Annotated in this window: 16 protein-coding genes and 1 pseudogene; 15 read left to right on the forward strand and 2 right to left on the reverse strand. The window is 39.6% G+C overall.

All coding sequences use genetic code 11. The annotated features are described in order from the left end of the window. The first annotated feature begins 105 nt into the window (after window positions 1-105). From AC0VYO_RS10190 to AC0VYO_RS10200, 3 genes are all read left to right on the forward strand, one after another. Window positions 106-510 carry a VOC family protein gene (locus AC0VYO_RS10190; RefSeq protein ID WP_475368942.1) on the forward strand — a complete coding sequence of 135 codons (405 nt, stop codon included), beginning with the start codon at window positions 106-108 and terminating at the stop codon, window positions 508-510. Between the two features lie 156 nt (window positions 511-666). Continuing rightward, window positions 667-930: a hypothetical protein gene (locus tag AC0VYO_RS10195; protein WP_475368943.1), complete on the forward strand. Its 264-nt coding sequence runs from the start codon at window positions 667-669 to the stop codon at window positions 928-930. A gap of 216 nt (window positions 931-1146) precedes the next feature. Further along, window positions 1147-1671, forward strand: a complete 525-nt coding sequence (locus tag AC0VYO_RS10200; protein WP_475368944.1) for a GNAT family N-acetyltransferase — start codon at window positions 1147-1149, stop codon at window positions 1669-1671. 26 nt (window positions 1672-1697) lie between these two features. On the opposite strand, the pseudogene AC0VYO_RS10205 reads toward AC0VYO_RS10200, so the two are convergent. Beyond that, a pseudogene (locus AC0VYO_RS10205) lies at window positions 1698-2154 on the reverse strand (ferritin). Between the two features lie 525 nt (window positions 2155-2679). On the opposite strand from AC0VYO_RS10205, the gene AC0VYO_RS10210 reads away from it, so the two are divergent. From AC0VYO_RS10210 to AC0VYO_RS10230, 5 genes are all read left to right on the forward strand, one after another. Then, complete coding sequence (locus AC0VYO_RS10210) at window positions 2680-4116, forward strand: DUF11 domain-containing protein (RefSeq protein WP_475368945.1); 1437 nt, start codon at window positions 2680-2682, stop codon at window positions 4114-4116. A 219-nt stretch (window positions 4117-4335) separates the two neighbouring features. Beyond that, complete coding sequence (locus tag AC0VYO_RS10215) at window positions 4336-4890, forward strand: GNAT family N-acetyltransferase (protein ID WP_430242527.1); 555 nt, start codon at window positions 4336-4338, stop codon at window positions 4888-4890. 57 nt (window positions 4891-4947) lie between these two features. Continuing rightward, window positions 4948-5583 carry a Type 1 glutamine amidotransferase-like domain-containing protein gene (locus AC0VYO_RS10220; protein WP_475368946.1) on the forward strand — a complete coding sequence of 212 codons (636 nt, stop codon included), beginning with the start codon at window positions 4948-4950 and terminating at the stop codon, window positions 5581-5583. Between the two features lie 63 nt (window positions 5584-5646). Continuing rightward, the gene (locus tag AC0VYO_RS10225) at window positions 5647-6018 is read left to right on the forward strand and encodes an iron chaperone (protein ID WP_475368947.1); all 372 of its coding nucleotides are present in this window, start codon (window positions 5647-5649) and stop codon (window positions 6016-6018) included. A gap of 518 nt (window positions 6019-6536) precedes the next feature. Further along, a complete protein-coding gene (locus tag AC0VYO_RS10230; RefSeq protein ID WP_475368948.1) occupies window positions 6537-7826 on the forward strand; it encodes a hypothetical protein in 1290 nt (429 codons plus the stop codon). A 250-nt stretch (window positions 7827-8076) separates the two neighbouring features. On the opposite strand, the gene lexA is transcribed toward AC0VYO_RS10230, so the two are convergent. Beyond that, window positions 8077-8700, reverse strand: a complete 624-nt coding sequence (gene lexA / locus AC0VYO_RS10235) for a transcriptional repressor LexA (protein ID WP_194222291.1) — start codon at window positions 8698-8700, stop codon at window positions 8077-8079. A gap of 151 nt (window positions 8701-8851) precedes the next feature. Between lexA and yneA the strand changes: the two genes are divergently transcribed. From yneA to AC0VYO_RS10270, 7 genes are all read left to right on the forward strand, one after another. Next, window positions 8852-9172, forward strand: coding sequence for a cell division suppressor protein YneA (yneA, locus tag AC0VYO_RS10240; protein WP_194221497.1), 321 nt, complete (start codon window positions 8852-8854; stop codon window positions 9170-9172). Between the two features lie 3 nt (window positions 9173-9175). Further along, the gene (locus AC0VYO_RS10245) at window positions 9176-9826 is read left to right on the forward strand and encodes a YneB family resolvase-like protein (protein WP_475368949.1); all 651 of its coding nucleotides are present in this window, start codon (window positions 9176-9178) and stop codon (window positions 9824-9826) included. A 66-nt stretch (window positions 9827-9892) separates the two neighbouring features. Beyond that, on the forward strand, window positions 9893-10129 hold the full coding sequence (locus tag AC0VYO_RS10250) for a DUF896 domain-containing protein (protein WP_194221499.1): 237 nt from the start codon (window positions 9893-9895) through the stop codon (window positions 10127-10129). 117 nt (window positions 10130-10246) lie between these two features. Further along, entirely contained in the window at window positions 10247-10534 is a 288-nt protein-coding gene (locus AC0VYO_RS10255) for a HesB/YadR/YfhF family protein (RefSeq protein ID WP_194221500.1), read from the forward strand. A 159-nt stretch (window positions 10535-10693) separates the two neighbouring features. Beyond that, the gene (sirA, locus tag AC0VYO_RS10260) at window positions 10694-11137 is read left to right on the forward strand and encodes a sporulation inhibitor of replication protein SirA (RefSeq protein WP_475368950.1); all 444 of its coding nucleotides are present in this window, start codon (window positions 10694-10696) and stop codon (window positions 11135-11137) included. A gap of 92 nt (window positions 11138-11229) precedes the next feature. Further along, window positions 11230-11457: a YneF family protein gene (locus AC0VYO_RS10265; RefSeq protein WP_098443499.1), complete on the forward strand. Its 228-nt coding sequence runs from the start codon at window positions 11230-11232 to the stop codon at window positions 11455-11457. Window positions 11458-11571: 114 nt separating this feature from the next. Next, complete coding sequence (locus AC0VYO_RS10270) at window positions 11572-12456, forward strand: M15 family metallopeptidase (RefSeq protein WP_430242514.1); 885 nt, start codon at window positions 11572-11574, stop codon at window positions 12454-12456. Window positions 12457-12494: the final 38 nt, after the last annotated feature.

Genomic DNA, 12494 nt, shown 5'->3' on the forward strand with positions numbered 1-12494 from the left:
GTTCATTCATTATTCCACTGCTATGACGCTGAAGAAATTTTAAAATATTAGTATATAACAAATATCTATTTGTATTATTGAGATCATAAATTGGAGGGAACGACGATGAAATTTCAAGATTTTAACGCAGTGCAAGTTCGAATAGCTAGGCCGACCGATCAATTGAATAAGATTATTCAGTTTTATGAACATGGATTAGGCTTGCAGCGAGTGGCTGAATTTACTGGACATGCAGGATATACGGGAGTGGTATATGGATTACCTCATCTATCTTATCAGCTAGAGTTCACGTCACATGAAGAAGGTAGCCCTTGCCCTGCTCCTACTACTGATAACTTGATCGTTTTCTATATTCCAAATGGAGAAGAGCTGAAGAGCGTAGCAAAAAGACTTAATCAAATGGGGCATAGGGAAGTAGAACCTGAAAATGTGTATTGGAAAGAGAATGGGATAACGATTGAAGATCCTGAAGGCTGGAGAGTTGTACTAATGAATACAGAAGGGATTTAAACTTAATAGATACGTAACTTTTATACTTGTAGTTGGAATTGAGTGTGGAATAATATGTTAAAATAAACGGTAAGGATAAAAAGGATTTATTATTTTGAAACTGCTCACACCAATATTACGTAAAGCGTCACCACGTTGAAAAGGAGGAGGGGACAAATGACACCTGTTCTCTTAACAATTATCACGGTTATAGCCTTAATTGTAGCTACATTTATCGTTTTTCGTAAAAGAAAAGCGGCTGGTTTGACCGGTATAAAGAGTGCTTTAACGCCAGTGTTTCTCTTTCTTATTGCGATCGTGAACCTTTTAGCTTACTGGTTTGATTTCATGGGAATGATCAACTGGGTTGCGATGATGGTTTTTCTCTTACTCGGTGCTTATTTCACTAAGTACTCCTTGAAAACCGAAAACAAGGCTTAATCTGTTGTTTTGACTGAAAGAGTGTAAACGATGGTTGTTCGTATTGCGTTTTTAGCGGCGATGATGCTTTCGATACTTTTTTATATCTACCGTCACGCACTCTTCATTAGGCCAAAAACATTAAACTGGCTCAGTCCTTGTAGGATTTTGGTCGTTGCATGGATTGATTCATGATCGGTAAAGTTCTACTATGATTGATTTAGCGGGGGGGAGAACATGATGGACGTTAAAATACATAGACTTCAAGAAAGTGATGCGGAATCATTGTTTCACTTTGAAGTCGCAAACAGAATTTATTTCAATAAGATGGTCCCAGATCGTGGTGAGGATTATTATAAATTTGAGACGTTTAACGACAAGCTCGTACAATTAGTAACAGAACAATCTCTGGGTTTATCGACCTTTTATCTTATAAAAGATGAAAATGGCACGATCTTAGGAAGAATTAATTTAGTAGATTCCAATCCCTCCAATAATAGCGTCGAGCTTGGTTATAGAATTGGTGAAGATAATACCGGCAATGGAATAGCGACAAAAGCGCTCAAGATTTTATTAGAAAAGACAACCAATCTCGAAGTCATTCAATGCATTATAGCTAGAACAACTCAAGATAATGTCGCCTCACAGAAAGTACTTGCGAAAAATGGTTTTACATATACCTATACGGATCAAGGTGAAGTCTTATTGAACGGCAAGTTTGTATCGTTGCTTCATTACATATGGAAAAGGGAAGCCCGTTGATCATTGTGATCAGCGGGCCTTTATTATTATCCAGCTTGCCTTTGAGCAAGCTCTTGATCAATTAAGAGAAGAGCGGATGTATTATCACCTGCTAACTTTAATCTCTCTACGATCGTAAGCGCTTGTGCTTCTTCATCAATTTGTTCTCGTAAGAATTCCTGTCCAATAACTGCTGTTTGCGGGTCGGTTTTTTTAATAAAGTTATAGGCCTGACGGTAGGAATTAGTGACATTCTGTTCGTGCTCCAATACTTGTTGGAACGTTTGAAGTGGAGTTCAAAAATTGGTCGATTGCTCAGGGGGAGCGCCTAATTCTACTACACCATCTTTTCCTGCTAAGCTTAAGCAAATGGGTACGTTCTTTGTCTGACTGAATTCGTAACCAACTAGCCATACCTGTGTAATTTTTTCGATCTATATACGCTGACATTGTCAACTACAACGTTGTAGAAATGCGTTCGATTTGAATCAATCTGTTTAACAAGGCTTGAACTTCCTTTTATACTATTGCATCTACCTCGTCATCTTCATATAACTCACTGTATTAAGTAGTTGTTTGTCTCGTTACAGCATAAAAAGTTTAAGAGAAACAGCCTCTTGTTTGAATTCGTATGAACGAGTTCAAAGGTGTTTTTTGCTTTTTTCATAAGAGTAAGCCGTCTCATTCGCCGTTTCATCATGTTCATGATCTTCATATATTAACGTAGGATTAGTTGATGCTAAGAAAACTGCGTCTATATTTACAATAGAGATCGTCTATCGAAATTAAAGAAAAGTGAAATACCTCTGATAGCTAGCAATAACATAATGTAGTAGTGACGGATTTAGGCATCGACGTAGGGAAGTGTAATTTACAATGAATTGTCGAACTAGACGAGCATGCACACCCTGTCCTAACGCGATGCATACAATAGATAAGAAATATTAAACAAATGGTAACTTGAAGAAGTTGAAGAATTCAGCTTCTCATGCTTCGAGTTTACTACATTGTTAGAAAGGATAACTGATTATGGCTTTTATAAATCGATTTGCAACAAATAACTGTGGTGCCATAACATTTACAGGAAATACACTCGGGCTTAGTGGAATTAGTAATATACCAAACACCGCAGGAACAGATGGTACAATCGGTGCATTTATTACGCTTGATAGTGGTTCAACTGTCGATGCCTTTCCACCACCAACAATCGTCGGATCAGCAGGCACAACGACAATCTATACTGAGAATGAATCTCAAGCTGTTCTCGTCTTACCTGTCGGAAGTACAGTGCTCTATGCTGAATTGATTTGGGGAGGACTGTATTTAGGTGGTGGAGAAGATCTTTCGGGGTTAATAGATGATGATATTTTATTTTCTACTCCGATTATCGGTGATACCCCGATTACACCTGATCCTATCACAGCAAATGAATTTAACGGTTTTTATATGCGTTCAGCAGATGTGACCACCCTAGTACAGTCTGCGGGAGCAGGAACTTATAGTGCAGGAAGTGTGCCAGCGATTGTCGATGCTCCAGGGTTTGTTAACCATGCGGGGTGGACTCTTGCAGTTGTCTATGCAAATACAGCTTTGAATAACCGTAATATGAACCTTTATGTTGGTGCAGATGGTCAAGTAAGTAACGGTAACCCGATTGACGTCCCGATAGCGGGTTTTTTAACTCCACCTAGTGGTGACGTAGAAGCAAGAGTGCTCTTGAGTGCACAAGAGGGTGACGCGAATATTACTGGGGACCAGGCAGAATTTGGGGTAGATGCATTTACGCTAACGAATCTGTCAGGGCCACGTAATCCAGCATTAAATTTCTTTGGTTCACAGATAACGGACGATTCAGGAAACATTGATATTAGTGGTTCTTATGGAGACCGCAATCATATACCAGGTACTCCAGGTACAAACATATTTGCTGGAAGACAGGGATGGGACATCAGTAATGTGGATGCGACCAACTATTTACCTAACAACCAGGCCTCTGCGTTATTTCGATTTAGTTCCACAGGTGATCTTTATATGCCGAATGCGCTAGGCGTCCAGATTGACTTTGGGGAAGCAGATTTAGAATTGGATAAAGAAGTGAGTAAAACAATCTCCTACGCTGGAGACGTTTTAACATACACCGTTACAATAACAAACGATGGCGTGGTAGAAGCTGACAATGCTTTTTTTGAGGATCTTCTTTCTGATGGTTCAGAGTTTATTCCAGATACGGTGAAGATAGACGGCATTACCCAACCAGGTTTTGACCCGGCGGTGGGCTTCCCATTAGATCCAATTCCGGCGGGAGATTCCCGTGTAATTACCTATAAGATACGTGTTGGTAGTAAGTGCTTTATTATTAATGAAGCAACTCTTACGTATAGCTGCGGTAAAGTAGCAACTAGTAATTCAGTGATTACAACAGCTTGTCAGCGGTGTTGCGGGGATGACGGTGGGTGTTGCTGTTAAGGAAGGGTGCTGTATTCATGCTCAGCATCCTTTTTTACGTTCATTAAAATTATAGAGATTTACTACCCTATCGGTGATTGTAAACAAACTGATTGCTAGATAGAAATATTTTTGAGAAACAGAATGAATAAAAGATGGCATTATTCTAAATTTTTTGAAATAATTGGTATTAATTAGCTTTCTATATATTTATGAATAAGGAAAAGGTGGGGGTATCGTATGTTTAGTTTAAAAGTGAATGAAGAGGTCTCCTTAAAGTTACTTCAAATGGAAGATGCGCAAGAGCTATTTGAATTGGTTGACCATTCAAGAGATTATTTAAGGGAGTGGCTTCCCTGGGTGGACAATATGAAAGAAAAAGAGGATTATATGCCAGTGATTGAAATGTGGCTAAAACAGTTTTCTTCACATGATGGATTTCAAGCAGGTATTGTGTACAATGAAAGATTAGCAGGCGTGGTAGGATTCCATGGCATCGATTGGTCTAACAAGAAAACGAGTATTGGCTATTGGCTATCAGATAAGTTCCAGGGTAAGGGGATTATGACAGCTGCCGTTAATGAACTAATTGTCCAGGCATTTGAAGTATACAAATTGAACCGAATTGAAATACAGTGCGGGATAGAGAATAAAAAAAGTCAGGGAATTCCGAGACGTCTTGGTTTTAAACCCGATGGAATCATAAAAGACGCTGAATATTTGTACGATCACTTTCATGACACCATCCTGTATAGTCTTCTCGCGAAAGAATGGAATGAATATCGTGAGAGTTAATAAACGCACAGAATTTAAATTGACTATAGCGTATAGGGGTATGAATGAGGTGTATTAATGGGAAAGTTGTATTTTTATAGCGATCAAGTAAATGAAACACCCGGCAACCGTAGATTAGATGAATTACTGTTTAGTGGGGGAAACAAAAAGATTAGCTACATACCTTCAACGGAGGATAAAGAAAAGCATTATTTTGGAGCTAAAGTGAATTATTATCGAAACTATGGAATCGAGAATATCATGTTTTTCGATTTATACAGTGAATTTGAACCTATGAAAATAGATGAATTATTGAGTTCAGATATAATCCATCTCTCAGCAGGTAATCCGCTAGAATTTAGTAAGGCTCTTAATCATCGGCATATGGATCATGTTCTTTTAGATTTCTATAATCGCGGAGGAATTCTTGTTGGGGTGAGCGGAGGAGCGGTTCAACTCGGTAGATCTACAAAGCTATTTCAGATGTATACAGAAAAAACTAGCGAGGCGGTGCACCAAACTATGGGTCTTGTCGATTTCGAGTTTTTACCTCACTACAATCGCTGGAGTTCAGATTATAAGAGTAAAGTTTGGGAGTACGCTAAGAGAACAGGAACAACTGTTTATGCAGCTAATGACGGCGATGGAATTATTTTTGAAGAGGGTAAACTACAAATGATAGGTGATATAGTAGTGATGAATAGTGAGTTGTAATGGCACTATCTCAGTGAGATATGGTACATCACTACAATTGCTTGTTTTATAGGAGGACTAAAAATGGATGTATTTGAAGAATATCTAGCAAAGATAGAGAACCTGCAGCACCGAGAGCGAACGGAACAAATTTTGACCTGGGTACAAAATGAATTTCCAAACCTGGTGCCGAAAATTGCCTGGAATCAGCCAATGTTTACAGATCACGGAACATTTATTATTGCCTTTAGCGTAGCAAAACATCATTTGGCTGTTGCCCCTGAAAAGACTGGAATTGTTCATTTTTCTGAAGAAATGAAACTTGCTGGTTATGACCACACTAAACAACTAATGCGTATTCCGTGGGGTAATTCAGTTGATTTTTCTTTACTCAAAAAAATGATCGAACTCAATATTCATGATAAGGCAGACTGTTCAACTTTTTGGCGCAAGTGAATAAATAGACGGGACAGGCTTCTATTTGGACCAACCGCTTGGTAGTCGCTATGTGAGATTAACGTTTAAAACTAAATGAGGTTCATATATGGTCAACGGGAACCCTTCTATTTATTTTTGTCCATATTGGCATCATTATGTGACTCATCGGGATAGCGGCTTCTGTTATGAAATTACAGGTAAGTGAAAAAATACACGTGTATAAATTAAGTAATAATAAATTACGGCGTAGGGCAAGTTCCATCAGCGAGCTTGCTCCTTTTTAGTACAAATTAATTCAGTCTGGAAAAATCGAAAAAGGCTAGAAATGCAGTTCATTAAATGATAGGTAAGCTTATCTATATGTCGAAAGATGCAGAGAAAACGTCACGGTTTTCTTTAACATAAGTATGTTATCCATACATGATCCACTTCGAATGATTCATTTTTGATCAGAATACTTGTAATAGTTTGAAAAATACAACCTCATATCTCTAAAATAGAAGATAGTTCAACTAGAAGAGGAGGAAAAAAGACATATGAAATCCAGGAAATGGAAATATGGAATTGCGCTTTTTATTGTAGGGATATTAACTTTCGGTTTCTTACCGTTAACTGGAAGTGCCAAAGGTGATTGCTTTAACACTGATGCGGCGCTAACACCAGAGGAGCAGCGAATGGAAGACGGTGCCCCAATCCCACAGCAAATTATGGATAAGGCGGAGTTTACAGTTTTTGCGGATGAATTTAAGGAGGATTTGTGCAAAGCGAAAAGTGTAAAAAAAGCAGAGAAAGTGATCGAAAAGCATGGTGAGAAGCTGTGGGAGACGGCTGTTGCTCGAGCTCAGGGAGAACGAAATGATTTAGGGGAACTAGATCGTTATGATGATCGCCCGCTTTATTGGACTCGATTACATATGACTGCTGCCCTCAGGCAATGGGAACCTTCATATACAGTAACGGAGAAAAAGCAAGAAGAACTGATGAAGAAACTAGAGTACACGTCAAGGGGAATTACTTCTATTGATTTTCCAAAAGGGAAGAAAGTTAAGCGTATTTTAGTAAGCGGATTTGATCCATACCGTTTAGAACAGGAATTTAGGAGATCAAACCCTTCTGGCGCTGCAGCGCTTCAGATGGATGGGAAAGTCGTTTTGACGGAAGAAGGTCCAGCTTTTATTCAAGCAACGAATTTTCCGGTACGATGGGATGATTTTGATGAAGGAATCGTTGAAGATACTTTTGGACCTTACCTGGTTAATAGTAAAGAGCAGGTGGATCTCATGATGACAATCAGTCAAGGTGGTCCAAAAGCTATGACCATCGAAGGGTTTGCCGGGAGATGGCGCACAGGGGTTGGAAACACTCTTGAAGATCGCTCAGAAGTTATTCCGACAGTGAGCAATTGGCCGATGCCTGAAAAACTACCGGAATTTATTGAAACAACGCTTCCTTACAAGGAAATGATTGCAGCCAATACTGGACCATGGCCGGTAGAAAGAGGCGATGAAGTATGCGAATGGCTCGCACCAGAATATCGTGATAAACCGTATGAGTGCCATGAAGGGGGTCCGACTGAAGGATCAAAAGCTCGTAAAGGAGGAGGCGGAAGCTACTTATCGAATGAAAGTCAGTACCGATCCAATCGCGTGCGAATTGGGATAGGAGCTTATGATATTCCGGGTGGACACCTTCACGTAGCCGCTCAGGAGTACTATCCTGAAGATCCTTCCGTTTATATCACTGATGAGTTCCAAAAGTTCCGTCAGGCGACAGTAGATCAAACAGTTGAATTAGTTATAGCGGCTTCAGAGGCTGCTGAAAAGTAACCGTTTAAGAATTATGTTAGAAGTATACAAAACCGCCCTTTATTTAAATGAAGGGCGGTTTTGTATAGCCTTTAAGAGTTAAAAGTAGGTAGGTGAGGTTGGTTGTAATGTAAAGCTACACCCCTATGCTCTTCAAACTGCGATCATTTACACAGACGGAGGGGTTAATAAATAAAAGAAGAGAAGAAGCTCGTATTGATATAGCCCAGAAAGCTTATATAACATAAAAAAAGAAGCGCACGCAGCGCTTCTAGTGAATGGAGCGAAAGACCCCAATTACTTTACCAAGAATAGAAACGGAATCAAGAATGATCGGTTCCATCGATGAGTTTTCCGGTTGAAGTCGGAAGTAGTTGCTTTCTTTAAAGAATCGTTTAACAGTTGCTTCAGCTTCATCTGTCATCGCGACAACAATATCACCGTTATTTGCAGTTGGTTGTTGCTTCACAATAACCATATCACCGTTATAAATACCAGCTTCGATCATACTATCCCCTTCAATCACTAGAATAAAGGTATGTTCTTCATCCTGTGCAAACTGTTCTGGAAGCGGGAAGTATTCTTCTACATTTTCAATGGCAGTGATCGGTTGACCAGCAGTTACTTTACCAATGACGGGAACGTTTACAGTATGTTGACGAGGAATATCGATCGTTTCATCAAGACCAAGCACTTCGATGGCTCTTGGTTTTGTTGGGTCTCGTCTGATATACCCTTTTTTCTCGAGTCTTGCCAGGTGGCCATGGACAGTGGAGCTTGAAGCAAGTCCAACAGCTTCGCCAATTTCTCTAACGGAGGGTGGATAACCCTTTTGCTTAACTTCGACTTTAATAAAGTCCAGAATGTCCTGCTGACGCTTTGATAGTTTCATAATATCTGGCACCTCGTTCCAATCTATCTATTTGTTAGTAGTATACCAGAATTTTTGTTCGCATACAAACATAAGTTCGAAGAAATTAGTTGACACGAACAGAGGTTCTGATATACTAAAAACAGAACAAATATTCGCATATGGGGTGATTGGGATGAGAAAGCAAGCTGGGGGCTTGTCTGGAGTTGATTTTCTTGTCATTATATCTTTTGTAGCTGTGTTAATTATTGTGTTTCTATCTTTGCGAACAGCTGCAGCTGAGGAGTATGATCGTTATACAACGGTACAATTGGAGCAGGGAGATACTGTTTTAGAAATTGCGGAAGAATACCGTACTGCGCATGAGTTGTCTGATCGGAAGTTCGTCAGTTGGGTTGAAGAAGTGAATAGCATTGATGCAAACCGAATTACAGCAGGAGATACTCTCATCATCCCTGTTGAAGCGAACGCTACCGCACTTGGGGGTAAAGAATAAAGTATGAACGCCGTTATTTATTGTCGGGTAAGCACAAAGAAAGAAGCACAGGAGTCTTCTCTTGCCAGGCAAAAAGAAGAACTACAACGATTTGCATCACAGTCAGGTTTTATTATACAGCGCTTGATTGAAGAAAAGCACAGCGGGTATGACATTGATCGTGATGGCATACTCGAGGTGCTTGACTTATTGAAAGAGGGGCATGTTGAGGCATTGCTCATTCAAGATGAAACAAGACTTGGGAGAGGGAATGCAAAGATCGCTCTTCTACATGCCGTCCATAAATATGGAGGGACGATTTATACAGTGAATCAAAACGGAGAACTTCAATTGTCGGAATCTGATTCGATGGTTCTTGAGATCGTTAGTATCGTTGAAGAATTTCAGCGCAAGCTTCATAATCTGAAAATTAAACGTGGAATGGAGAAGGCGGTTAAAGAAGGCTATCGACCACAGCGAAACCTCAGCCATCAAAATCAAGGTGGGCGTGAGCGGGTGGAAGTTCCAATCGAAGAAATTGTTAATCTTCGAAACCGTGGTCTTACGTTTAATGAGATAGCTGCAACGCTTAAAGGATTTGGACATCACGCTTCGAAAGCAACGGTACATAGACGTTATCAGGAATATGTTGACGAGCAGAACGAGAAGCACTAAACTTGTCTATGTTCAAAACATGCGTTAGCATGTGAGATACAAGTTTCAGTAAAGGAGCTATTTTACATGCCTTTTGAAGATAAACTCCAAAGAATTAACGAGCTATCTCGTAAAGCAAAAGAGTCATCATTAACAGAAGATGAGAAAAAAGAACAGAAAAAGCTACGTAAGGAATATTTAGCAAATTTCCGTTCTTCTTTCAAAAACCAACTTCATTCTATAAAAGTTGTGGATGAAGAAGGCACAGATGTAACACCTGAAAAGCTTAAGGAAAGCAAGAAAAACCGTCGCTTTCTTCAGTAGAAAATAGCCTAATTTTGCGAAAAGCAAAATTAGGCTATTTTTATGGTTGCAATTTTTCAAATATTCGTTATACTGTACTATAACAAGATGTACTAATACAAAACGGAGAGGGCGGATATGATGTTTGTTGTAACTGATTCTGCAGCTGAGTTTTACAAAAATGAAATGGAACTTGGTAACGGTGATTGCTTGAGGTTATTCGTACGCTACGCAGGGAGTGGAGACAGCGGAGGTTTTTCTCTTGGGGTCATGTCTGATAAGCCTTCATATGATGATTATAAGCAAGAAATTGGAGGAGTTACGTACTTCGTTCGACCGGACGATCAATGGTTTGTTGATCGAATGAAGCTTGATTATGATGAGAGATCCGGCGGTGTTCTTTGTGACCTGCCGAGTATGGCATAGCATTCTAAAGACCTGTACTATAACATATATGTTATAGTACAGGTCTTTTTGATTTCGACAAAACTAGTGAAGGCTAGCCTCCATGTATAGACAATCATTTTATGAGAACTCATTTATACTTTCTTTTATATGAGTGGATTCTTGGGGAGGGGGAGTTATATGAGGCATTACGAAATGTACTTCGTTAAGCAGCACATTACAGAACAATATGCTGGTAAGGAGCATCTGTTGTATCAACTTTTCCTCGAAAGGAAGCGGGCCATACAGGCTGATCAGAAAGAGCTTCTAGAAAAACAGGTAGCCTTTATTACAGAGCCTGTGGAAGAAGAAGAACTAAATACCAGTTTGGTCAATGAATTGGGTGGCTTTCGCACGTATGAATATAAAAATGAAGGGCATCGATTGTGTATTAAACAATCTAAAAGTGATGCATCTTTATTTGTAAGAAGTGAGAAGATAAATATATATGCTAGCGGATCAAACGAGGCTGAAACAGTCTTTTTTGAAGTGATACGAAAATTAACTCCTTCGTTCTTTGCGATTGACTTCCAATCCGGTCGATACGGGTGGCTTAACCCGATTAAACAACAGAAACTAGTTTGAATAAACTCCTACTATTTTAATAGACGTTATTGTATAATCATTAAGGGTTGTAGTACACTATTGGAAGAGAAAGAATAAGGAGGAAATCTAGAATGTGGTGGATGTACACGCTTGTGGGCGTGCTAGCGTTGATTGCTGGAGTAGCACTTGGCTTTTTTATTGCCCGCAAATATATGATGGACTATTTAAAGAAGAATCCCCCTATTAATGAAAATATGCTTCGTGTAATGATGATGCAAATGGGGCAAAAACCTTCTCAGAAGAAGATTAATCAGATGATGAAGGCTATGAATAGTCAAATGACAAACAACGATAAATAGCTTATTGAGCACTCTGGTAACAGAGTGCTTTTTGTATGGAGTAATTTTGGTTGACGGGTCTAATTGGTGTGATGGTATGATAGATTAGACTATAAAAAATCAGGAAGTGTTCACATGACAATGAAAAATTTAGTAGTAGCAACAGGTCTTTCGTTCGCGCTTTTAGCCGGATGCCAGGCGGGAGATGACGAGCAAACGTCTAACCAGACAGAGAATCAGTCACAGAATGATGGACAGACGAATAACGGCTCCTCGAATAGTATTGAAAATAATGATGGAAACCAAAACAATAACAAGCAAAATGATAGCAGCAAGAAAGAAGATGAAGAAAGCGATCAAAGCGATGAGGCCAAAAAGGATAAATCAGCAGCGTATCCAACGATGGCTGAAACAGTTGAGAAAAATGGAGAGAATTTAACTGTAACGAATCCAGACAGTATTTATGTTGTGGCAAATAAAGAGCGAAATCTACCTTCAGACTTTGTGCCCCAAAATCTTGTGGAACCGGATGTTTCTTCATACGCACCAAAAGATGATCCTAAAAGGTTAATGGTCAAGGAAGCGGCTACAGCGCTTGAAAAAATGTTTGCCGGTGCAAAGAAAGATGGATTTGAATTAAAAGCTGTCTCTGGCTACCGCTCCTATGAGCGACAGGAAGCTATTTTTGCTTATAATGCTGAACAGCGTGGAGAAGAAGTAGCGAACCAGGTTAGCGCTCAGGCGGGGCAGAGTGAACATCAGACGGGATTAACGATGGATATTAGCACGCCTTCTCTAGGAAGCTCTCTTACCGAAGAATTTGGCAATACGCCAGAAGGTAAGTGGGTAGCAGAGCATGCGCATGAATATGGCTTTGTTGTTCGTTACTTAAAAGGAAAAGAAGATATCACTGGCTATCAGTATGAGCCATGGCACGTTCGGTATGTGGGCAAGGAAGCGGCTTCTGATGTTCATGAAGCGGGCGTTACGCTTGAAGAATTTTTCTCTGAAGAAAAATAGTTATGGAATGTTCATAGTTTGAATAAGATAAATCGTTT

The sequence above is a fragment of the Anaerobacillus sp. 63XJN7_4_ISO-PGPR-S23-413 genome, from assembly GCF_056173725.1.